Here is a 22,298-nt window from a genome sequence, read left to right as displayed (position 1 = left end):
AATTAGCAGGGGGTTACGTGAATTGCGCACGTACCAATTTCCCCTGGACCTGGTCCGTGAGCGGTCCCCTGAACGTCCCGTCGCCCTCGTGCGGCCGCGTTCGGTTTCCGTAGCGGCGCGCTGGTTCCAGGACAATCTAAAGGCCGACGTCTTCTACGCTGTGAAGGCCAACCCTTCTCGCTGGGTCGTCGAGACCCTGGTCGAGTCGGGCGTCACCGCCTTCGACGTCGCCTCCATCGCCGAGATCGAGCTGGTCCGGTCGGTCAGCGCCGACGCGCGTCTGGCTTTCATGCATCCGGTCAAGAGCCGCGGCGCGATCACCAAGGCCTATTTCGAATACGGCGTCCGCACCTTCTCGCTGGACAGCCATGACGAGCTGGCAAAGATCATCGATGCGACGGGCGGTGCGACCGACCTGAACCTGCTGGTCCGCATGGCGGTTTCGGCTGACGGCGCGGCCTATTCGCTGTCGGGCAAGTTCGGCATCTCGCCGGATCAGGCACCCTCGCTGCTGCTGGCCACGCGTCAGGCGGTGACGGACGGCCTGATGGGCGTCTGTTTCCACGTCGGGTCGCAGTGCATGCGTCCGTCCGCCTATGAGGCCGCCATGGCCCAGGTCGGGCGTGCCATCAGCCGCGCCGGTGTGTTCGTGGACATCGTGGATGTCGGCGGCGGCTTCCCCTCGGTTTATCCGGGCATGGTCCCGCCGGACATGCAGGAATATGCCGACGCCATCCACCGCGGCTTCAACGAAATGCCCGTGTCGGAAACGACCGAGCTGTGGTGCGAGCCCGGCCGGGCGCTGGTGGCCGAATCGTCCTCGGTCCTGTGCCGCGTGGACCTGCGTAAGGGCGACGCCCTTTATCTGAACGACGGGTCCTATGGCTCGCTGTTCGACGCCACCCACAGCCGCTGGCCCTTCCCGACCAAGCTGGTCCGGGATGCCGACGCGTCGTCGGAACTGAAGCCTTTCCGCTTCTATGGCCCGACCTGCGACAGTATCGACCACATGCCCGGCCCGTTCTGGCTGCCGGCCGATGTGCAGGAAGGCGACTTCATCGAGATCGGCATGCTGGGCGCCTATGGCGTGGCCATGTCGACCGGCTTCAACGGCTATGGCGAGCACGACATCGCCGCGGTCGAGGACGCCCCGATGGCCTCGCTGTATGGCCTGGCGCCCCGCTCCATCCCGACCGTGCGCACCACGGCGGAAGAGCAGGCCCGCAAGGTGGTTCGCCTGAGCCGTCCCAAAGGCAAGGCCGGCCAGCGCAAGAAGGCGCGGCGGTAGCACTATGTCGAGGCAGGGACGGGCGCTCAGTCCGGTCCCTGCGTTCGCTTCTCAAGCCTGACCTCAGCCGCGCTCGACGCACATGGCCACGCCCATGCCGCCGCCGATGCACAGGGTAGCCAGGCCTTTCGTTGCGCCTGATCGCTTCATCTCGTGCAGCAGCGTGGTCAGGATGCGCGCGCCGGAAGCTCCAATGGGGTGACCGATGGCGATGGCTCCGCCGTTGACGTTCACCTTGGCCGGGTCGAGGCCCAGTTCCTTGACGACGCAAAGGCTCTGGGCGGCGAAGGCTTCGTTGGATTCGACCAGGTCCAGATCGGCGACCGTCCAGCCCGCCTTTTCCAGCGCCTTCTTCGATGCCGGGATGGGGCCAGTGCCCATGACGGAAGGATCGACCCCGGCGGTGGCATGGCTGACGATGCGGGCCAGCGGCTCCAGCCCGCGCGCCTTGGCCTCTTCAGCGCTCATCAGGACAAGAGCGGCCGCGCCATCGTTCAGGCCGGAAGCGTTGGCGGCGGTGACGCTGCCCTCCTTGGTGAAGGCAGGCTTCAGCTTCTGCATGGCGTCGATGGTCGCGCCGTGGCGGATGTATTCGTCCTTGTCGACGGTGACGTCGCCCTTGCGACCAGGGATGACGACCGGGACGATCTCGGCATCGAACTTTCCGGCCGTCTGGGCCGCCTCGGCCTTGTGCTGGCTGGCCAGGGCGAAATCGTCCTGGGCCTCGCGGCTGATCGACCATGTCTCGGCGATGTTCTCCGCAGTCTGACCCATGTGATAGCCGTTGAAGGCGTCCCACAGCCCATCCTTAATCATGGTGTCGATCAGGCTGACGTCGCCCATCTTGTGGCCGCTGCGCAGGGCCTGGGCATGAGGGGCCTGGCTCATGCTCTCCTGACCGCCGGCGACGACGATCTTCGCATCGCCAAGCGCGATCTGCTGGGCCGCGATGGCGACCGCACGCAGGCCTGAACCGCAGATCTGGTTCAGGCTCCAGGCCGCGGCTTCCTTGCGCACGCCCGCACCCACGGCGGCCTGACGGGCCGGGCCCTGACCGGCGGCGGCCTGGAGCACATGGCCCAGGATCACCTCATCGACCTCGTCGCCCGATACGCCTGCGCGCTCCAGCGCGGCCTTGATGGCGATCTCGCCCAGCTTGGAGGCCGGCAGACCAGACAGGGCCCCCATGAAGGAGCCCACGGGCGTGCGGGCGGCGGAGACGATGACGACGTCGGTCATGAGATTTCCATTCGGGGAGAAAAGACGTGTGGCGCTTGTGCCGCATCGCATCGCCTTCGTCACCTGCGACCCGGTGTGTTCAGCGTGCAGTCACCATGTCGTGACACTGTCACGGAACGAACCCGTCACCCCGTGGCTTGAAGGAGCCATGCTGATGAGACTGAAGCGACTGTTCACCCGGGTCTGCACGCCCGACGATCTCGACATGATCGAGCACTATTTGACGCCCGGCGAGAAATCAGCGGACCTCTGGGTGCATGTGGTGGGTCTGGTTCTCGCCGGTATCGGTGGGATCGTGCTGGCGGTCTTGGCGGCGATCTATTCCGGCATCGGGGCGACGGTGGCGACGGCGATCTATGCGCTTTGCCTGATCGCCATGCTGTCGATCTCCACCGTCTACAATCAGATACGCCCCTGCGCGGCGCGGCCTATCCTGCGTCGGCTGGACGAGGCGGCGATCTTTCTGATGATCGCGGGCAGCTACACGCCCTTCACGACCCAGCGCTTCGAGGGGGCGTGGTCGATCGGGTTTTCGATCCTGGTCTGGGCCATCGCCCTGGGCGGGGTCTTCGCCAAACTGGCCCTGCCGCGGCTGTCGGATGCGGTGTGGAGCGCGGTCTACGTCGGCTTCGGCTGGGTCGCCGTACTGGCGCTGAAACCTATGATGGAGACGGTGCATCCAGTCGCCCTGGGCCTGCTGGTGGCGGGTGGCCTCATCTACACGGCGGGCGTCTTCGTCTTCATCAGCCCTAAGGTGAAGTTCCGTCGCGCCATCTGGCACGGCTTCGTCGTCACAGGTGCGATGACGCACTGGGCGGCGGTTCTGGTGGGTGTCGTCCTGGCCCCGGCGGCTTTGGGCACCTGATCGCACTCGCACACGATTTGGTCAGGTGATTTGCGCTGGCCTTCGCGCTGCGGGATAGTGCGTGCCAGAACAATAAAATGTCAGGGAACGAAAGCGTGGCCGACAAGAAATCCGGGACCGACAAGAACGGCACCGTCATCATCAAGAAGTACGCCAACCGTCGGCTCTATAACACGGCGACCTCGGCCTACGTCACGCTCGAAGACTTGGCCAAGATGGTCCGCGACGGCGTCGAGTTCGTCGTCTATGACGCCAAGACCGACGACGATCTGACCCGCCAGATCCTGACCCAGATCATCTTCGAAGAGGAAAGCCGGGGCGAAGCACTGCTGCCCGTCCAGTTCCTGCGCCAGTTGATCGGCTTTTACGGCGGCCAGATGCAGGGCGTCCTGCCCAGCTATCTGGAGATGTCGCTGGATAGCTTCACCCGCCAGCAGGAGCAGATCAGGGGTCAGTTTTCCAAGGCCTTTGGCGCGACGCCAGGCGCAGGCCTGATGGACGAAGCGGTCAAGCGCAACATGGCCATGTTCAGCGAGGCCATGAAGATCTGGCCCGGCTTTGGTACCGTCATGCCCAAGGCCGCGGCAGCACCGGAAAGCCCACCGCCTGTCACCGATCCCCTGGCCGTGATGCAGCGCCAGATGGAGGAGATGCGCGATCAGCTGGATCGTCTGGCCAAGGCAGGGTCGGGTACGCCCTCGAACAAGGACGGCTGAGGCATGAGCGACGACGTTCGACCCATTTCTGCGGTGCAGCCGCGCGAACGTCGCTCCACTCAGCGTCGGGGCGAGGAGCGCCGGGCCGAGGCGATGCAGCCGCGACGCGAGATCGTGCCGGTCGAACCCGTCGTCGATCACGAACCCAGCCCGGCAAGACCTGCCCCGACATCGCCCATCGATGCCTCGCCGGCCGCCTTTGCCGCCCAGTTATTGGGCCAATCGGGTCAGAAGCGCGGGCTGAAAGGTGGCCCGCCTGTGCTGGGCGCGGCGCGCAACACCTATCTGGGCGCGGAATATTCCGGTCCGTCAGAGCGGCGTCCCAAACCCGGCAAGGCGACCGACACCGACATCTGATCGCGGCACGGTCCTTGCTGGCAGAAGCGGTGAACGCTCATCCGCCGGACACCCGCCATGCTCGCTTTTCTCGCCCGCGCCTTCGACGTGACCGTGGTCGCGGTCCTGTTCGTCGGGTTTTCTTGATTTTGCCCTATCGCCTAGCGGCTAGTTGAGGGCGACTGGGCCGCGTCACCGCCCCGCGCCGAAGTCCAGGTCCTTGCGCGACGAGATGATCGTCACGATGAACCCGGCCAGCACGTCCAGCAGAACCATCGTTCCGATCAGGAAGAAGGTCGAGGTCGCGAACCCGCGCAGCAGCAGGAACTCGACCAGGCAGACGACCAAAAGGATCATCGACAGGGCGTGATTGACGATGGCGATCCGCTGACTGGATGTCGACTTCAGCAGCTCGAAAAACAGCAGCACCAGCGACAGCAAAAGGATCAGATCGCCGGCCCCCACGCTCCAGTCCGCGCCGGAGGCCATGGGGATGGAGAAGATCGGATCGCGCAGGATGGCATCGGCCCCGACGCCCGCGCCGCCATCGCCCATCAGTCCGCTCAGGACCACGATGTTGTAGAGCACTACCGGAATGACCAGCAGCGGCAGGGCGATCAGCATGACAGGCTCCCCGATCAGGGATGCGAGCGCCGCATCCGGAGGTCCTGCTTAACGCAAGGCGGCCCCCTTCGCCATCAACCTCAGAACTCCGAGATCGATCCCGGCTGGCGCGAACGCGACTTCAGCCAGACGACACCCATCAGGTCCGAGATCGAAGCCATCAATCGTCCCCAGTTGGTGTATTTCGACTGGCCGACCTCGCGGTGACGGTGGTCCACGTCCAGATACAGATTCTGATAGCCCTCGCGGATCATCAGGGCCGGCAGATAGCGGTGGATGTGATCGAAATAGGGAAGCCGCAGAAAGACATCGCGGCGAAAGGCCTTCAACCCGCAGCCCGTATCGTCGGCATCGTCGGCCAGCAGTTTCTTGCGGATGCGGTTGGCCCAACGCGAGGCCCAGCGCTTGGCCTCGGTATCCTGACGCTTGGACCGCACGCCGCCGACCAGCCCCACCGTCGCGGGCGACGACGCCAGCAGATCGGCCAGCCGCGGCGCGTCCGCAGGCGGGTTCTGGCCGTCGCCGTCCAGGGTGACCACGATGGGCGCGCGGGCCGCCATGACGCCGGTGCGCACGGCCCGGCTCTGACCCGCATTGGTCGCGTGGCTGAGGACGCGTAGCGTCGGCAAATCGGCCATCAGTGCCCTGAGTTCGCTCAGTGTCTCGTCACGCGAGGCATCGTCCACGAAGACCATCTCGTAGGACCGGCCCTGAAAGGCGGCGGCAATCTCCCGCGCCAGCGGTGCGGCCGCGCCCTGCTCGTTATGCACGGGGACGACGACGGAAATGTCGGGCAGGGCTTCGCTCATGGAACCGTCTCTAGCCGACTTCGGTCGCAGGGGGGAGGGGCAGGACGAATGCTCAAGCTGGTCATCAAGCCGGACGCATGACGAAGGCTCAATGCCCGTGTAAGGACGTTCATCATGACGCGTCCCGATCTCGATCGATACATTGCCGGCTGGCGCGGACCGCTGCTCGCGGCCTTCGTGGCCCTGTTCGCCGGCCTGCCCGTGATGATGCTGCTGCCGCCGCTGGATCGTGACGAAAGCCGCTATGCCCAGGCCACGTCGCAGATGCTGCAGAGCGGCGACTATGTCGATATCCGCTTCCAGGACGAGCCGCGCTGGAAAAAGCCGGTCGGCATCTACTGGATGCAGGCGGTGGCGGTGGCTGCAACGTCAGGCGTCGAGGCGCGGGATATCTCGGCCTATCGCATCCCCTCCCTGCTGGCGGCGATGCTGGCAGCGGCGGCCTGTGCCTGGGCGGGCGCGGCGATGTTTGGTCATCGCGCAGGGTTTCTGGCCGGGGCCATGTTGGGGGCGAGTTTCCTGCTCTCGACCGAGGCGGGCATCGCCAAGACCGACGCCATGCTGTGTGCCGCCGTGACGCTGTCGATGGCGGGTCTGGCGCGGGTTTATCTGGCGCGGCGGGCGGGCGAGACGCCGCTCAGGCCACACAAGCTGATGTTCTGGTTCGGGCTGGGTCTGTCCATCTTGGTCAAGGGACCGGTCGGGCTGATCGTGATTGCCCCTGCCATGTTGACCCTCTCAATCTGGGATCGTGATTTCCGATGGCTGCGCAGCCTGGGCTGGGGCTGGGGCCTGCCGCTCGTGGCACTGCTGGTCGGGCCGTGGGCCATCGCCATCACCATCGCCACTGACGGCGGCTTCTGGCGCGAGGCCATCATGGGCGACCTGGCACCCAAGATCGCAGGTGGGCATGAAAGCCACGGGGCCTGGCCGGGCTATTTCCTGCTGCTGGCCCCGGTCCTGCTCTTCCCGGCCACCCTGATGCTGCCTGCCGCGCTGTCGACCGGCTGGCATCGGCGGGCCGAGCCTGCGGTGCGGTTCCTGGTCTGCTGGCTGGTGCCGGCCTGGCTGATCTTCGAGCTGACGCCGACCAAGCTGGCGCACTATACGCTGCCGACCTTCGGGGCCATCGCCCTGCTGGCCGCCGCCGCCCTGACCCAGCCGATCGGCAAGGTCTCGCGACTTGTCGGGGCAGCCCTGGCGCTGTTCGCCGGTCTGATCGTCGTCCTGATCACCGTCTACGGCCTGACCGAGTTCGGGCGGTCGACCGCCCAGACCTGGGCGACCCTGACCATCGTCTTTGCATCGCTTGCCGCCCTCATCGGAGCCTTCCTTCTGATGCATCGCGCGGCGGTGACCGCCGGTCTGGTCTCGATCGCCATGGGCCTGATCGCCCACGCCGGACTGGCTGGGACCATCCGCCAGCTCAAGCCGCTGGCCATCGCGCCACAACTGGTCGAGGTTCTGGCCAAGGCCGAACTGCTGCCCAGTCAAGGGCGGAACGGCCCAGTCGCCGTCACGGGCTTTCATGAGCCCAGCTTCGTTTTCCTGACGGGCAAGGATACGGAACTGACCGACGCTGCGGGAGCCGCGAAAGCCCTCTCCGAGGGGCGCCCTGTCATCGTTGAAGCGGCCGACGCCGATGCCTTCCGTGTCGCCAGCGCGGCCCTGGGTGTCACCGGGCGCGAGGTCGGCGTGGTGCGGGGTCACAACTATTCGCAGGGCGACGACGTGACCCTGACCGTCTATGCGCCGCCGGTACTGGTGCGCCCGACACTGCGCCGCGCCGCCCCCACGCCGCTGGAGGTCGAGACGACAACCGAGGACGGGGCCGATCCCGCCCTGATCACCGAGGACCCGCCCGAGACGGCGCTGACACCCGCACCCGGCCCGGATGAGCCGCCGGTGATCATCGTGCCCGTGCCCGGACAGGCCCCTGCGCCCGCTTCGACGCCGGCACCGGCTCCTGTATCTGCTACGCCCGCCCCGACTGCCGAGCCTTCCCGGTGAGCCGCCCCATCACCATCGTCGAGGTCGGTCCCCGCGACGGATTGCAGAATGAAAAGGCGGTGCTGGACCCAGCCGTCCGCGCCGATCTGGTCAGGCGGCTGGAGGCCGCAGGTGCGCGTCGGATCGAAGCCGTCAGCTTCGTCCATCCGAAATACGTACCCCAGATGGCCGGGGCAGAAGAGGTCATGGCCGCGTTGCCTCACGAGACCGGCCGCAGCCGTATCGGCCTGGTTTTGAACGGCAAGGGTTATGACCGCGCTCTCGGTACGGCGGTTGACGAGGTCAATGTGGCCATGAGTGCCACCGACGGCTTCGGCCTGAAGAACCAGGGCCTGTCTGTCGATCAGCAGGTCCAGATGCTGGCCGACATCGTCGCGGGCCGGGCCAACGCGAATGGAGCCGCGGGTGCGACGCCGTCCCTGTCGGCGACCCTGTCCTGCGTCTGGGGCTGCCCGTTCGACGGCGAGGTTTCGGTGGATCAGGTGGCCGATCTGGTGGGTCGGATCGCCGCCCTGGGCGTCGCCGAGATTGCTTTGGCCGACACCATCGGCGTCGGCAATCCCTGGGCGGTGACCCGCATGGTCGAGGCCGCCCGAAAGGCCGCGCCGGACTCACGCTTGCGCCTGCATTTCCACGACACCCGCAACACCGGCCTGGCCAATGCCTATGCAGGTGTCGAGGCCGGAGTGGACGTACTGGACGCCTCGGTCGGCGGCATCGGCGGCTGCCCCTTCGCACCGGGTGCCACCGGCAATATCGCGACTGAAGACCTGGTCTATATGCTGGAGCGTGCGGGCTTCTCGACCGGCTATGACCTCGACGCGCTCATCGCCACGGCCCGCTGGATCGGCGAAAAGATTGGCCGGCCGGCTCCGAGCGCGCTGAGCCGGGCGGGCGGGTGGCCGAAGGGCTGAGGGATTTTCGAGCTGGCTTTCTCAACAGGCTTCGGATATCAGCGGCCTCCCGAAAACGAGACGACCATGTTCACCTATCGCTTCAACGCAAGCCTGCCCATGCAGCTCGACCGCCAGCCGGTCGAGGGCAATGGCGCGCGCGTGGAGGGAGTATAGGAACAGAGGTCCATCGACTTCGGTTTTTCCAGCAACCCCTCCCGCCATCGGCCGGAGGGGTTTCTTGTATCCGCAAGGTGCCTGACGGTCGGTCCGGAAGGATCAGACAGAAAAGGAGACGTCGGCCATGCGTGGCTATGACGTGATCGAAAGCCCGGGCGCACCGATCAAGGCGTGGACCCGGGGGGTGCCCATTGAGGATGCGGCGCTGAAGCAACTGAAGAACGTGGCCTCGTTGCCGTTTATCCATAAACACGTCGCAGTCATGCCCGACGTGCACTGGGGCATGGGCGCGACCGTGGGGTCGGTGATTCCAACCGTCGGGGCGATCATCCCGGCCGCCGTGGGCGTGGACATCGGCTGCGGCATGATGGCGGTGCGGACCTCGATCCGCGCCGAGCATCTGCCGGACGATCTGTCCGGCATCCGCTCCGCCATCGAGGCGGCTGTTCCGCACGGCCGGACCGACAATGGCGGGCGAAACGACAAGGGTGCATGGGCCAGCGAGCCGCCGGCTTCGGCGGTCAGCCGCTGGGCGGACCTTAAAGCCGGCTATGATGCCGTGGTGGAAAAACACCCCAAGGCAGCACATCCGCGTGGATTCGGCCACCTGGGCACGCTGGGCACGGGCAACCACTTCATTGAGCTTTGCCTCGATGAGGCGGGCGACGTGTGGGTGATGCTGCACTCCGGCTCGCGCGGGGTAGGAAACCGGTTCGGGACCTATTTCATCGAGCGGGCCAAGCATGAAGCTCGGCGCTGGTTTCTAAACCTGCCGGATCAGGACCTGGCCTACTTTCCGGAAAGCTCGGAGGGCTTCAATGACTACGTCAAAGCGGTGTCGTGGGCTCAGAAGTATGCCCGCGCCAACCGCGAGGTGATGATGGACAGCGTCCTGAACGTGCTGCGCGCGTTCTGGCCGGATCTGGAGACGACGCAGGAAGCGGTGAACTGCCACCACAACTACGTCTCGAAGGAGCGCCATTTTGGCAAGGACGTCTTTCTGACTCGGAAGGGCGCGGTGTCGGCCAAGCTGGATGAGCTGGGCATCATCCCCGGCTCGATGGGGGCGAAATCGTTCATCGTGCGCGGCAAGGGCAATGCAGAGTCGTTCTGCACCTGCTCACACGGTGCTGGTCGGGCGATGAGCCGGACCGAGGCCAAGCGCCGCTTCACGATCGAGGACCACGTCCGTGCCACCGAAGGCGTCGAATGCCGCAAGGACGCTGATGTGATCGACGAAACGCCGATGGCCTACAAGGACATCGACGCGGTCATCGCGGCCCAGACCGACCTGATCGAGGTCGTGCACACCCTGCGTCAGGTGGTGTGCGTCAAGGGATGACGGGAGCCGGTTTCGCGCGAGCGAAGCCGGCTTTCGTCGTTTAGAGATTCAACAGAGCCGGGTCGCCGCCCTGGGCGGAGATGTTGTTTGAGATGGCTTTCTCTGCCGCATAGCGGATCAGGCTGTTGGGGCCGCCCGCCTTGGGTCCGGTGCCGGACAGACCCTCGCCGCCGAACGGCTGGACGCCGACCACGGCGCCGGTCACCCCCCGGTTGATGTAGACATTCCCTGCAGGCACCAGCCGGATGACCTCCTCGGCAAAGGCCTCGATCCGGCTGTGGACCCCCAGCGTCAGGCCATAGCCGCGCGCGGCCAGCTTGCCCGCGACGGTCTTCAGGTCCTTGGAATCGTAACGGTAGACGTGCAGGACGGGACCGAACACCTCGCGCTCCAGGAAGTCGGGCGTCGGGATTTCGGCGATGGTGGGCGCGAACAGGTCGCCCTTGTCGGCACCCTCGGGCAGGGCGGCACGGGCGATGATCTTCGCCTCCTTGCCCAGGCGTTCGACGTGAGCCTCCAGCGCGGCGCGGCTTTCGGCGTCGATGACCGGGCCGATGTCGGTGGCCGGGTCGGTGGGGTCGCCGACGACCTGGGCCGCCAGTGCGCCCTTCAATCCCTCGATCAGGCTGTCGGCCGAATCCTTGGGCGCATAGAGGATGCGCAGGGCCGAACAGCGCTGGCCCGCCGAGCCGAAGGCGGAGTTGATGACGTCGTCGATCACCTGTTCACGCAGGGCGGTGGTGTCCACGAACATGCCGTTCAGGCCTCCCGTCTCGGCGATAAAGGGGATGATCGCGCCGGGCCGGGCCGCGATGGACCGATTGATCGCATAGGCGGTGTCGGTGCCGCCGGTGAAGGCCACGCCATCGACCAGCGGATGCGAGACCAGGGTCGCGCCCACCGTCTCCCCACGCCCGGGCACCAGGGCCAGCAGGTCTGGGTTCAGGCCCGCCTTCTGGAACAGGCGCACGGCCTCGGCGGCGATCAGCGGCGTCTGTTCGGCGGGCTTGGCGAGGACAGCGTTGCCCGCGGCCAGGGCGGCGGCGATCTGGCCGGTGAAGATGGCCAGCGGGAAGTTCCAGGGGCTGATGCAGGCAAAGATGCCGCGACCGTGCAGGACCAGCTGGTTGATCTCTCCGACCGGCCCCTTCAGCTCGCTGCGCCCGCCGAAGTCGCGCTCGGCCAGCATGGCGTAGTAGCGGCAGAAGTCGGCGGCCTCCCGCACCTCGGCCACGCCGTCGTTCAGGGTCTTGCCGGCCTCGCGTGACAGCAGGGCGACCAGACGGTCCATGTCGGCCTCCAGCGCGTCCGCCATGGCGCGCAGGACCGGGGCCCGGCCAGCGCCGCCCCTGCGGTCCCAGGCGACCTGTGCGTTGGCGGCGGCCTGGGCGGCGGCGTCGATATCGGCGGCGGTCGCCTCCGACACATGGCCCAGCACCTGGCTGCGGTCGAAGGGGTTGGTCACGTCCTGCGCGTCCGTACCGGCCAGAAGCTTGCCACCGACGAACGGGCCGGAAGTGAAGCGTTCGCGGTCGACCTTCTCCAGGGCGGCGGCGTGGCGGTCGCGGTCGGCGGCCTGGCTATAGTCGCGGCCCAGCGAGTTCTGGCGGTCCATGTACATGTCCTTGGGGGTCGGAATCTTGGCGTGGCGGTCAGGGTGGGCCTCGACGGCGTCGATGGGGTCGGCGGCGACGGCACCGGCGGGCACCCGCTCGTCCAGCAGGGCGTGCACAAAGCTGGAGTTGGCTCCGTTCTCCAGCAGACGGCGAACCAGATAGGGCAGCAGATCCTCATGCCCACCGACGGGTGCATAGGCCCGCACGGTGACAGCCCCGAAGGTGGCGATGGCGGCGTCGTACAGGGCCTCGCCCATGCCGTGCAGGCGCTGAAACTCGATCTTGACGCCCCGGTCGGCCGCCATCTTGTGCACGGCGGCCAGCGAATGGGCATTGTGCGTGGCGAACTGGCTATAGATGTGCGGCGAGGCCTCGATCATCATCCGGGCACAGACCAGATAGTTCAGGTCGGTCGCCGCCTTGGTCGTGAAGACCGGATAGTCGGTGCGGCCCGCGACCTGGGCGCGCTTGATCTCGGTGTCCCAATAGGCACCCTTGACCAGACGCACCATCAGGCGACGGCCGGATGTGCGAGCCAGCTCGGCCACGCGGGCGATGACCTCGGGACAGCGCTTCTGATAGGCTTGAACGGCCAGGCCCAGCCCGCTCCACGATCCCAGTTCCGGCTCCCGCGCCAGCCTGTCCAGCAGCTTCAGAGACAGGGCCAATCGATCGGCCTCTTCCGCATCCATGGTGAAGTTGATGTCGGCGGCGGCGGCGATCTTCGCCAGCCTGAGGACGCGGGGATAGAGCTCCTCCCAGACGCGCGCCTCATGCGTCGCCTCATAGCGCGGCGACAGGGCCGACAGCTTGACTGAGACGCCGTGGCCGACCTCCGGTCCCTGACCCTTGGCGGTCTTGCCGACGGCGGTAATGGCGTCGGCATAGATGCGCTCATAGCGTTCGGCGTCGGCGGCCGTCCGCGCCCCTTCGCCCAGCATGTCGAAAGAGCACAGCCAGCCCTCGCGGTTGGACCGCTTCAGGGCCGCCTCGATGGTGCGGCCGACCACGAACTGTTCGCCCATGATGCGGACGGCGGCCGCCACGGCCTGTCGGATCACCGGTTCCCCCAGGCGACCGGCCACGCGCTTCAGGAAACCGGGCAGGTCGGTCTTGGCCTGATCGTCGGCATCGACCAGCTTGCCTGTCAGCATCAGGCCCCAGGTCGAGGCATTGACGAACAGGCTGTCGGACTGTCCCAGATGGCTGGCCCAGTCGGCCGATCCGATCTTTTCGGCGATCAGGCGGTCACGTGTGTCTTCGTCGGGCGTACGCAGCAGGGCCTCGGCCAGGCACATCAGGGCCAGACCCTCGCGGGTGCCCAGCGAAAACTCCTGCAGGAAGCTTTCGACCACACCCTGCTTCTTGGCGCTGGCGCGGGCCTGTTCGACCAGGCCTGTGGCGCTGGCCAGCACGGCGGCACGCTCCGCGTCATCCAGCGGCAAGCGCGCGAGATTGTCGGCCACGGCCCGACGCTCGTCGGCGAACTTGCCGTGGTCCAGACTATCCCAGTCCTGCGACAGCGCGGCGGGCGGAATGACGTGTGCGTTCATGGCTGCGCACATATCCCTTCCCCTCACGCGGGGGAAGGTGGCGCGTCATGACGCTCTCTGAGGCGAAGTCTCGCCAAGGGCTCAATCAGGCGCTAGAGGTGGCGACCGATCAACGGCGGAGCCAACCGGCCCATATGCGCATCGTTCTGGCCACCGACGCCTGGGAGCCCCAGGTCAACGGCGTCGTCCGTACCCTGACCCGGACCATCGCGGAATGCCGCGCCATGGGCCATGAGGTCGAGGTCATCGAACCCAGCCAGTTCAAGACCATTCCCTGCCCCACCTATCCTGAAATCCGGCTGGCTCTGGGGGCGGAAGAGGAAATCCGCGAACGCCTGCGCGCCTTCGAGCCCGAGGCCGTCCATATCGCCACCGAAGGTCCCATCGGCATCGCCACCCGGCGTATCTGCGTGGAGTGGAAGCTGCCGTTCACGACTAGCTATCACACCAAATTTCCGGAGTATGTCTCGGCACGGTTCCCGATCCCGGTGCAGGTCGGCTACGCCTATATGAAGTGGTTCCACAAGCCGTCCGGGCGGCTGATGGTGGCGACGCCGACGCTGCGCGACGAGCTGGTGTCGCACGGGTTCCGCAACGTTTCGCCCTGGACGCGGGGCGTGGATACCGAACAGTTCAATCCGGATCTCGACCCCATCTATGCCGAGCTGGGTGGCAAGGACTGGCCACGGCCGTTCTGGCTGAATGTTGGCCGGGTGGCCGTCGAGAAGAATATCGAGGCCTTTCTGTCCACCGACCTGCCGGGAACGAAGATCATCGTCGGCGACGGGCCCGCACGGGCCGAACTGCAGGAGAAATACCCGCAGGCCAAGTTTCTGGGGGCCAAGTTTGGGGAGGATCTGGCGCGATGCTTCCGCGACGCCGACGTCTTCGTCTTCCCCAGCTGGACCGACACCTTCGGCCTGGTGATCCTGGAAGCCATGGGCACCGGCACGCCGGTCGCGGCCTATCCCGCGCATGGGCCTATCGACATCATTCCGGGTTCCAATGCGGGTGTTATCGACGACGACTTGCGCACTGCTTGCCTCGAAGCCCTGAAATGCGATCGCAAGGCCGTACGCGCCTATGCCGAGAAGTTCAGCTGGCGCGCTTCGGCCGAACAATTCGTCGAGAATTTGCAACCGTACCCCGAGCCGGATCGTGGCCGGTTCTGGCGTCGCCTGCGCCGGATCGCGCGGATCAGACGCAAGGTTGCCGCCTGACGGGAACCGTCACGCTGTCATCGCGCTTTGTCGGGAAGATCAAGGAGCGCGCGTGATGAGCGATCAAGAGCCCGACCCCAAGACCCAGACCCACGACGCCATCGAGGCCGACGCGATGGGCGAAAAGCCTGATCTGGGCCGTACGCCCGACGGCATGCGCGATGCTCTGGACCGGGCCTTGTCGGGCACCGACTCGGGCTCCGATACGCGGGCCGGCTCATTGCAGGGCGGTGCGGCATCGGGTTCGGACGACGATCCCGACTCCGATACGATCAACAAAGCCTTGGCGGACCAGGGGCAGGCCTCGGCGGAGCGCAACGCCAGCCGCAAGGCCGATCCGGATCCGGTTAACAATACCGGCGACGACCCATCCGCCAACACAGAAGCGGATGCTGCGACCGGCTGAGCACAGTCGCTGGGTCGTTTTAGGCCTCGCCATCGCAGGAACGTCAAGCTGCCTTGCCGCCGCCGCGCCCATCCGGCACGGTGCAGGCAGCAAGATACAGACCATAGGGACGACAAGGAATGAAGCGCATATTCGCGGTCGGCGTGTTGATGTCGACCCTGATCGGCGCGGGCGGGATACTGGCGGCATGCGGCGACGATGCGCCCAGCAAGGCCCCGGCCAATGTCGAGGTTGCAGCGCCCGCTGACACTCCCCGCGCTCCTGGCGCGACCGAAGCGGACGCTGCCGGGGTCAATGCCCAGCTGGCGGCCCCTGATGCGCCCGCCTTTGCCGTTCTCTATCCCGATGCCACGCTTCTGGGACCTGCAACTCTCGCACGCGGCCCGAGCGGACCCGGCGGGATCCTGGAGTTCACGACGTCGGACACGCCAGAGGCGGTCGTGAGCTTTTACCGCGCGCGGGCCGAGGCGTCCGGCCTGAACACTATCGCTTCCATGAACCAGGGCGGAGCCAGTGCCTATTCCGCCGGTGACGGTGCCAACGGAGCCGGCAAGCTCCTCAGTGTCGTGGCTTCGCCGGGTGAAGATGGGCTGACGAACGTCCAGCTGGACTGGTCTTCCGGGCGGTGAGGCTGGCGGCCACCCGGCTGGCGGCATCCCTGATCGGTGCGGTCTGGCTGGCCGGTTGTACCACGACGACCCTTGGACCGCCTGAGGTCGTGCCGGGATATCTTCACGACGCACAGTTGGCAGGCCTGGCCGCAACAGTTCCCGCACCCGCCGCGCTCGGCAGCAGCGAGCAAGCACAGGACGTGGCCCTGTCCGAGCGGTTGCGCACATTAGAAGACACGGACCGCTGGTGGATGGCCATGGCCCATGCCGAGGTCCGCCCCCCCGAGGCGGCGCAGCATTTCGACTGCCTGCTGGGCACCCGGCTGGCCGCAAAGCCCCGCCCGGCGCTTAATCTGCTGATGGGACGCTTGCTGGCGGATTCCGAGCGACTCACAGTCGACCTTCTCGCACGCCATCCGCGCCTGCGCCTGCGCCCGCTGGCCGCCGACCCGGCGCGACGTGCGTGCCAGCGTTTGAATGAGGCGACGCGGGCCTCAGCGACGTCGTTCCCGGCGTCGGGTGCGGTGGCAGGGGCGGCCTATGGGGCTCTGTTCGCCGACCTGGCTCCTGACCGGGCAGAAGCGGCTCGCCGGATAGGCCGCGAGATCGGCCTGAGCCGCGCGATCTGCGCCACCAACTGGCCCTCGGACGTGCAGACGGGAGCGGCACTGGGGCAGGCCCTTTACGAGGCCGCTGCGTCCCAACCGGACTTTGCTTCCGATCTATCTGCAGCTCGTCTGGAGGTCGCTTCGGCACGTGCCGAAGGCTTGACCAACCCCGGCTGTGCTTCCGAGCACCTGGCTTTGGCACAAGGCAGGGCGGTCGTGGCGGACTGACCCGCCGGTTTGGATCAGGCCGGGCGCGGGCTGGCCAATGACGTGTACAGCTCCGGTCTCCGGTCTCGGAAGAAGCCCCAGGCGGCGCGGTACTGATCCAGAAAATCGAGATCGAAGGTGTGAACCAGCACGCCCTCCTCATCCTTCAACTGCTCGACCAGATCGCCGCGATGATCGGCGATGAAAGAGTGGCCGTAGAAGGTCTGACCCACCTCGGTCACCGTCTCATGGCCGATCCGATTTGCCGCGACCACGGGCGTCACGTTGGAGACGGCATGGCCCTGCATGGCCCGCTGCCAGGGCAGGGCGGTGTCCAGGCTTTCGTCGTGGGGCTCCGAGCCGATGGCGGTCGGATACATCAGGATGTCGGCCCCCAGAAGTGCCATCGCCCGTGCCGATTCCGGATACCACTGGTCCCAGCAGATGCCGACGCCGATCCGGCCGAAGCGGGTATTCCAGACCTTGAAGCCCGTATCACCGGGCCGGAAATAGTATTTTTCCTGATAGCCAGGGCCATCGGGGATGTGGCTCTTGCGATAGATGCCCAAGGCCTCGCCGTCCGCATCGATCATGACCAGCGAGTTGAAATAGTGATGCCCTTCCTTCTCGAAGATCGAGACGGGGACGGCGACGCCGAGTTCCTTTGCCACGGGCTGTAGCTGAACGACCGCCGGATGCTCGCGCCACGGATAGGCAGTCGCGAACCAATGCTCCTCCTGCGACACGCAGAAGTATGGGCCCTGAAACAGTTCGCTGGGCAGGATGACCTGTGCCCCCCGGGACGCGGCCTCGCGGATCAGGCCGATGGTCTTGTCGATATTGGCCTGCATGTCCGTGCCATAGGCCGTCTGGATAGCGGCGACGGAGATCGTGCGGGGCATCAGGCGGGCTCCTGTTGGGAGATGCAGTGGAACGATCCGCCACCCGTCAGGATGTGGATCGACGGCAGAGGGATGATCTCGCGGTCCGGAAACACCGTGGCCAGGCCCTGGCAGGCCAGACCGGCCGCGCGATCGTCGCCATAGGTTGGCACGATCACTGCGCCATTGGCGATCAGGAAGTTCATGTGGCTGGCCGGCACAGGGCGACCGTCGGCATCGGCGACGAAGCCGGGCGAGGGCAGGGGCAGCAGGCGAATTTTTCGACCCTCCGCATCGGTCATCGTCGACAGTGTCCGCGCCAGATCGGCATAGACGTCGTCATTGGGGTCGCCCCGGCCCCAGGCGACAGGGTGAGCCACCACGCCCGGCGCGACAAACCGGGCCAGATTGTCCACGTGCCCGTCGGTGTGATCGTTCAAAAGGCCATCGCCGAGCCACAGCACCTTGCGGGCCCCGATTGCCTCGGCCAGCGCGGCCTCGGCCTTGGCCTCGGTCCAGTCGGCATTGCGGTTGCGGTTCAGCAGGCACTGACGCGTGGTCAGAACCGTCCCCTGCCCATCGTGGTCCAGCGCGCCGCCCTCGAGGACGAAGTCATTCCAGTCCAGCGGAACGTTAGACGCCGCCCCGATCTGGGTCGCGACGGTGTCGTCATGCTCCATCACGAACTCGCCGCCCCAGCCGTTGAACTTAAACGCGGCGGCGCGTGCTGAGCCGGCTTTGAAGATCGGGCCGGTGTCCCTCAGCCAGATGTCGCCGAAAAGTCCGTCCACGACCTCGACATTTTCGACATCCGCGAATCGCGCCTGCGTGTCGGCGAATACCTCGGGGGCCCCAACCATCAGCTTGACCTGCTCGCGTCCCGGTCCGGCCAGAGCACGCACCAGCGCCTCTACCTCGCCCCGAGCGTCCTCCAGATTGCCCGGCCAGTATTCCTCGCGGCTGGGCCAGCCGACCCACATGGCCCGGTGCGGAGCCCATTCGGCGGGGATGGGGGCTTGGGTCATGGCGAAGGCTGATCCTTGAAACATTGGCAGGCGGGCCGAATGCGAACTGCGCCAGATAGACACCACAGCCTGCGACTTCAACTCGCGCGGTCGGCCCGCGATCCCGTGCCAGGCATCGGCGCAAAGAAAAGAGGCGGCCCGTTCCCGGACCGCCTCTGATCGTTCAGCCAGTCTTAGGTTGGCTTAGAAGGCCACCCGCAGGGTCGCCGAGATCGTGCGCGGAGCGCCGACCGAGGCGAAGGGCTGGCTGAAGCCGGGCGTGCCCGGCGTAGCCGAGGCGCGCGTGCCCAGGTTGGCGTAGTACCGCTCGTCGAAGATGTTGTCGGCGTTCACCTGAATGAACGTTCCTTCGTAGCCAAACTGAGCCAGGTCGAAGCGGACGTTGGCATCGACGGTCGTGAAGGCGTCAACCTTGAAGTCGTTGACGTCGGTCACCCAGCGTTCTCCGGTGTACTTGGCCTGGATGCCGGCCTCCAGATACGGGGTGAACTGGTAGCTCGCGCGGGCCGACAGCATCCATTCCGGGGTCTCGACCAGCTCCTTGCCCTTGGTGGCAACGATCTGCGGAACGCCGCCAACGGTGTTGTTGACGTAATCGTCCTGCACTTCGGTGCTGATCCAGGTTGCCGAGGCATACAGGCTCAGGGCCTCTACCGGCGACCAGCCGATAGAGCCTTCTGCGCCGATACGCTCGACATCACCGACGTTGCGATCGACAAACTGACCGAGGTCGTCGTCGAAGGCGCTGACGATACGGTTCTGTTCCTTGTTCGCGAAGACCGAAACCGTGCCGACCAGGGTCGGGTTGGAGTAACGGTAGCCCAAGTCGAAGTTCTGAGCATTCTCGGGCTGAACCGTCGGATTGCCGATCGAGCCGTCGGCGAAGCGGGTCACCCCATAGAGGCTGTCCGTGCGCGGGGCCGACAACGTCTCGGCATAGCTGACATAGACCGAATGTCCCTCACCCCAGCGATAGGATGCACCGAGGTTCGGCAGAATATCGTCGTACTCCACACTACGCGAGTAGGGCGCGATGTACTGGATCGAGTTCAGAGTGGCGCCCGAACCGGTGGTGCGGCCGGCAATGGCCACGTTACCGTTGGTCAGAGTCGTGGAAACGCCGTTGACGAAAGCCGTCGTTGTGGTGGCTTCTGTCGTGCAGAGTACGTTCGAAGAGCGATCCTGCGTCAGGCAGAACTGGTTCAGGTCCCGGCTGAAGAACGGGGCCCGGACGCCGATGTTGATCGTCAGGGCATCGTCCATGAACTGGCCGCGGTATTCCAGCGAGAACTGGTTCAATTCGGCGATCGACAGGCGGTCGCGCGAGCGCAGTTCATAACCATTCAGGTTGACGATACGGTTCTCAACGACGTTGCGGCCACCGAACCAATCGACGAAGCGAGGGTCCGAGGGGTTGGTGCGGTTGATGCGACCGTACAAACCGGTCTGGCGGTGACGCCCGTAGTCCAGCGAATAGGCCGCGCGCAGGCGGTGGTTGTCGTCCAGATCCCAGATCAGCGAGGTGTTCAAACCATAGCGGTGCGTGTTGGTGTTCGACGGTGCCATGACGCGCACGGAGTCCAGCGTGTCCCCGTCACCGTTAAGATCGATCCCACCGGTGGTAAGCGTACCGCGGATCGTACGGTCCGTTTCCGACAGGACGACCTGCTGGGTGCCACCGTTGGCCAAGGTGTATTGGAACGACGGATCGACCGTGAGGACAAGGCCTTCCGCAAGAGTGAAGCGCGACTGACCGCGGACGTTGCCCGTATTGGACGGATTGACGCGCAAGCCCCAGTAGTTGCTGTTGGCGGCAGGATCGACGTCGGCAACGCCGGCACGTCCCGTGAAGCTGGCAGCGTTCGCGCCGACCGCCGGATACGGCAGGTAGGTGTCGTTGAAGTCGATGTCCCATCCGCGCGGATCGGTTTCGATCTGAGGCAGGATGGAGCGCGTTGACGTACCGAGGTTTGGGCCGAGGTAGTTGTTGTTGCGGTTTTCGTTCCAGTGACCCGACAGAGACAGGAAGTCACCGTTGTCGCCCAGCGGCTGGTAGATGCGGGCGTTGAACTGCGTCTTCTGCAGATCGCCGCGGCCCTTGAACTTGTCGTAATCGGTCTTGGACACGGCGAACCAGGCCGAGGTGCCCCACGGACCAAATTCCCCCGAGTTGATCAGGAACATATAGCGGCGATAATCAAAGTCGCCGGCCGAGAACTGGCCCCAGCCGCTGAAATCGGAGGTGGGACGTAGGGTCTGATAGTTGATCACGCCACCGGTGGCTGCGGCGGTCGGGCTGTCGACGTCGGTCGAGCCGGTGTTGACCGAAGCGCGCTCGATCAGTTCCGGGTCCAGCTGCTGATTGGTGTAGGAGGCATAGTTGCCGGTATCGTTCAGCGGGATACCGTCAAACGTCAGCGACACGCGGTTGCCGTCGAAGCCGCGCAGACGGATGTTGCCGCCCGACGAACCGTAGGAGTCGGTGTTGGTGAAGCTGAGGCCCGGTGTCAGGTTCAGCGTCTGCAGGATCGTCTGACCCGGCGTCTGGGTCGAGATGAACTCCTGGCTGATGGTGTTGCGGGTCTTCGAAACCGTTTCGGCGGTCGCCAGACCGTCGATGTTACGAGCGCCGCGCGTGCCGGTCACGACGACTTCGCCCAGTTCGGTCGCGTCTGTACCCGTCGATTGTGCCGAGGCGGCATTGGCCAGGAGCAGGCCGCTGAACAGGGCGGTCGTCGCCCAGAACGCGCGTTTGCGGTTCGTCATTATCATCTATCCCCAGATGGCTCGGGCGAAGGCGCCCAGCGACCGCTGATCGGCCGTATAAATCACGCCCCCTCTAGGACCGGGATGGGAAGCTGCGACGACAGTGGTGTGACAGTGATATGACAGCGACCGGGGGTGGCTGAAGGGTCACACTTCTGTGGATGGTCTAGCGAACCGTCGATCCCCACACGGCACGCAGCCGCGCAGCACGACCACAGAAGCGAGTGTATCCGCCATAGCGCGCAGGATTTCGTCGCGCGAAATCCTGATGATAGGCTTCCGCAGGCCAGAATCTTGCGGCGTCGCGCACCGGCGTTGTGAATGACGCCGTGCCCAAGGCCTGCACGGCCGACCGGCGGGATGCCAGGGCGATCGGTTTCTGGGCGGACGTCGCGAACACCGCCGTCGCATAGGAAGCGCCTTGGTCGCAGAACTGTCCGTCGGGATCCGTTGGATCGATGGTGCGCCAGAAGCGATCTACGAGTTGGCGATAGGTAATGCGTGCTGGATCGAACGTGACCTGAACGGCCTCCAGATGCCCGGTGCCCCCTCGCACCACCTGCTCATAGCTTGGATTAGCAACGCGACCGCCCGCGAATCCAGAGACGGCAGAAACGACGCCTGGCATGGCCTCGAAATTGGCTTCGACCGACCAGAAACAGCCTCCGGCGAAAACCGCGACTTCCCGTCTCCCGCTGTCGCTGGCTTGTGTAGCCGTGGTCGAAGTCGTCGCGCTTTGAGCCGGCTCCCCGGGCGAACAGGCCACCAATGCTGCAGCGGCGATCACGACGGATAGACGAATACTCATGAAGGGCTCCACTAACGGGCATCCACCCTTCTATACGTCGCTCTGAAGCGAGAAGTTTCAAGTCAGCGGATCCAACCGCAAACGACACCGCCCGCCCTCGTTTCCGGGGGCGGGCGGTGGGTAGAGTGGATCGACTGTCCGGTAGGCCGGGAGCCGGAGCCTGTCTTCCGACGGGCCCCGGTCCGTTGTGGCTTACTGGAAGTTGATGCCGATGGTGGCGCGACGGTTCAGCGGCTCGCGCACGCCGTCAGCCGTCGGGCGGGCCAGAGCGGTTTCGCCCTTGCCGTCCAGCGAG

The 22,298-nt window shown here is 65.8% G+C and carries 20 protein-coding genes; 11 read left to right on the top strand and 9 right to left on the bottom strand.

The window, feature by feature from the left end:
• Window positions 1-22: 22 nt before the first annotated feature.
• On the top strand, window positions 23-1,288 hold the full coding sequence (locus ACE3TH_RS06815; RefSeq protein WP_374598629.1) for a type III PLP-dependent enzyme: 1,266 nt from the start codon (window positions 23-25) through the stop codon (window positions 1,286-1,288).
• Between the two features lie 63 nt (window positions 1,289-1,351).
• On the opposite strand, the gene ACE3TH_RS06810 is transcribed toward ACE3TH_RS06815, so the two are convergent.
• Window positions 1,352-2,527 (bottom strand): acetyl-CoA C-acetyltransferase, encoded by a 1,176-nt coding sequence (locus ACE3TH_RS06810; protein ID WP_374598627.1) that lies wholly within the window; start codon window positions 2,525-2,527, stop codon window positions 1,352-1,354.
• A gap of 148 nt (window positions 2,528-2,675) precedes the next feature.
• Here ACE3TH_RS06810 and ACE3TH_RS06805 point away from each other — a divergent pair, with 148 nt between their 5' ends.
• From ACE3TH_RS06805 to ACE3TH_RS06795, 3 genes are all read left to right on the top strand, one after another.
• Entirely contained in the window at window positions 2,676-3,392 is a 717-nt protein-coding gene (locus tag ACE3TH_RS06805) for a hemolysin III family protein (RefSeq protein ID WP_374598625.1), read from the top strand.
• A gap of 77 nt (window positions 3,393-3,469) precedes the next feature.
• The gene (phaR, locus tag ACE3TH_RS06800) at window positions 3,470-4,108 is read left to right on the top strand and encodes a polyhydroxyalkanoate synthesis repressor PhaR (protein WP_374598623.1); all 639 of its coding nucleotides are present in this window, start codon (window positions 3,470-3,472) and stop codon (window positions 4,106-4,108) included.
• Window positions 4,109-4,111: 3 nt separating this feature from the next.
• Window positions 4,112-4,465 (top strand): hypothetical protein, encoded by a 354-nt coding sequence (locus ACE3TH_RS06795; protein WP_374598621.1) that lies wholly within the window; start codon window positions 4,112-4,114, stop codon window positions 4,463-4,465.
• Window positions 4,466-4,636: 171 nt separating this feature from the next.
• On the opposite strand, the gene ACE3TH_RS06790 is transcribed toward ACE3TH_RS06795, so the two are convergent.
• Together ACE3TH_RS06790 and ACE3TH_RS06785 are read right to left on the bottom strand one after the other, a co-directional pair.
• Window positions 4,637-5,068 carry a hypothetical protein gene (locus ACE3TH_RS06790; RefSeq protein WP_374598619.1) on the bottom strand — a complete coding sequence of 144 codons (432 nt, stop codon included), beginning with the start codon at window positions 5,066-5,068 and terminating at the stop codon, window positions 4,637-4,639.
• 80 nt (window positions 5,069-5,148) lie between these two features.
• Window positions 5,149-5,877, bottom strand: coding sequence for a glycosyltransferase family 2 protein (locus ACE3TH_RS06785; protein WP_374598617.1), 729 nt, complete (start codon window positions 5,875-5,877; stop codon window positions 5,149-5,151).
• Window positions 5,878-5,991: 114 nt separating this feature from the next.
• On the opposite strand from ACE3TH_RS06785, the gene ACE3TH_RS06780 reads away from it, so the two are divergent.
• The 3 genes from ACE3TH_RS06780 to ACE3TH_RS06770 all read left to right on the top strand — a co-directional run bounded on the left by ACE3TH_RS06780 (window position 5,992) and on the right by ACE3TH_RS06770 (window position 10,302).
• Entirely contained in the window at window positions 5,992-7,887 is a 1,896-nt protein-coding gene (locus ACE3TH_RS06780) for an ArnT family glycosyltransferase (protein WP_374598615.1), read from the top strand.
• Window positions 7,884-8,801, top strand: coding sequence for a hydroxymethylglutaryl-CoA lyase (locus ACE3TH_RS06775; protein ID WP_374598613.1), 918 nt, complete (start codon window positions 7,884-7,886; stop codon window positions 8,799-8,801). Before ACE3TH_RS06780 ends, ACE3TH_RS06775 begins: the two co-directional genes overlap by 4 nt.
• 283 nt (window positions 8,802-9,084) lie before the next feature.
• Window positions 9,085-10,302, top strand: coding sequence for an RtcB family protein (locus ACE3TH_RS06770; RefSeq protein WP_374598611.1), 1,218 nt, complete (start codon window positions 9,085-9,087; stop codon window positions 10,300-10,302).
• A 40-nt stretch (window positions 10,303-10,342) separates the two neighbouring features.
• On the opposite strand, the gene putA is transcribed toward ACE3TH_RS06770, so the two are convergent.
• On the bottom strand, window positions 10,343-13,471 hold the full coding sequence (gene putA, locus ACE3TH_RS06765) for a bifunctional proline dehydrogenase/L-glutamate gamma-semialdehyde dehydrogenase PutA (protein ID WP_374598609.1): 3,129 nt from the start codon (window positions 13,469-13,471) through the stop codon (window positions 10,343-10,345).
• Window positions 13,472-13,605: 134 nt separating this feature from the next.
• On the opposite strand from putA, the gene ACE3TH_RS06760 reads away from it, so the two are divergent.
• The 4 genes from ACE3TH_RS06760 to ACE3TH_RS06745 all read left to right on the top strand — a co-directional run bounded on the left by ACE3TH_RS06760 (window position 13,606) and on the right by ACE3TH_RS06745 (window position 16,544).
• Window positions 13,606-14,691 (top strand): glycosyltransferase family 4 protein, encoded by a 1,086-nt coding sequence (locus tag ACE3TH_RS06760; RefSeq protein ID WP_374598607.1) that lies wholly within the window; start codon window positions 13,606-13,608, stop codon window positions 14,689-14,691.
• A 55-nt stretch (window positions 14,692-14,746) separates the two neighbouring features.
• Complete coding sequence (locus ACE3TH_RS06755) at window positions 14,747-15,097, top strand: ribonuclease (protein ID WP_374598605.1); 351 nt, start codon at window positions 14,747-14,749, stop codon at window positions 15,095-15,097.
• Window positions 15,098-15,216: 119 nt separating this feature from the next.
• Complete coding sequence (locus ACE3TH_RS06750) at window positions 15,217-15,726, top strand: hypothetical protein (RefSeq protein WP_374598603.1); 510 nt, start codon at window positions 15,217-15,219, stop codon at window positions 15,724-15,726.
• Window positions 15,723-16,544 (top strand): PA-phosphatase, encoded by an 822-nt coding sequence (locus ACE3TH_RS06745; protein WP_374598601.1) that lies wholly within the window; start codon window positions 15,723-15,725, stop codon window positions 16,542-16,544. The genes ACE3TH_RS06750 and ACE3TH_RS06745 overlap by 4 nt, the downstream gene beginning before the upstream one ends.
• A gap of 14 nt (window positions 16,545-16,558) precedes the next feature.
• On the opposite strand, the gene aguB is transcribed toward ACE3TH_RS06745, so the two are convergent.
• From aguB to ACE3TH_RS06720, 5 genes are all read right to left on the bottom strand, one after another.
• Entirely contained in the window at window positions 16,559-17,425 is an 867-nt protein-coding gene (gene aguB, locus ACE3TH_RS06740) for an N-carbamoylputrescine amidase (protein WP_374598599.1), read from the bottom strand.
• Entirely contained in the window at window positions 17,425-18,429 is a 1,005-nt protein-coding gene (locus ACE3TH_RS06735) for an agmatine deiminase family protein (RefSeq protein WP_374598597.1), read from the bottom strand. Before ACE3TH_RS06735 ends, aguB begins: the two co-directional genes overlap by 1 nt.
• 183 nt (window positions 18,430-18,612) lie before the next feature.
• On the bottom strand, window positions 18,613-21,195 hold the full coding sequence (locus ACE3TH_RS06730; RefSeq protein WP_374598595.1) for a TonB-dependent receptor: 2,583 nt from the start codon (window positions 21,193-21,195) through the stop codon (window positions 18,613-18,615).
• Between the two features lie 166 nt (window positions 21,196-21,361).
• Window positions 21,362-22,003 (bottom strand): peptide-methionine (S)-S-oxide reductase MsrA, encoded by a 642-nt coding sequence (gene msrA, locus ACE3TH_RS06725; protein WP_374598593.1) that lies wholly within the window; start codon window positions 22,001-22,003, stop codon window positions 21,362-21,364.
• 192 nt (window positions 22,004-22,195) lie between these two features.
• Window positions 22,196-22,298: hypothetical protein (locus ACE3TH_RS06720; RefSeq protein WP_374597933.1), on the bottom strand; the 103-nt coding region annotated here is incomplete at its 5' end.

It is taken from the genome of Brevundimonas sp., assembly GCF_041919755.1.
GTDB lineage: Bacteria > Pseudomonadota > Alphaproteobacteria > Caulobacterales > Caulobacteraceae > Brevundimonas.
This window is presented reverse-complemented; position numbering and strand designations above follow the sequence as displayed.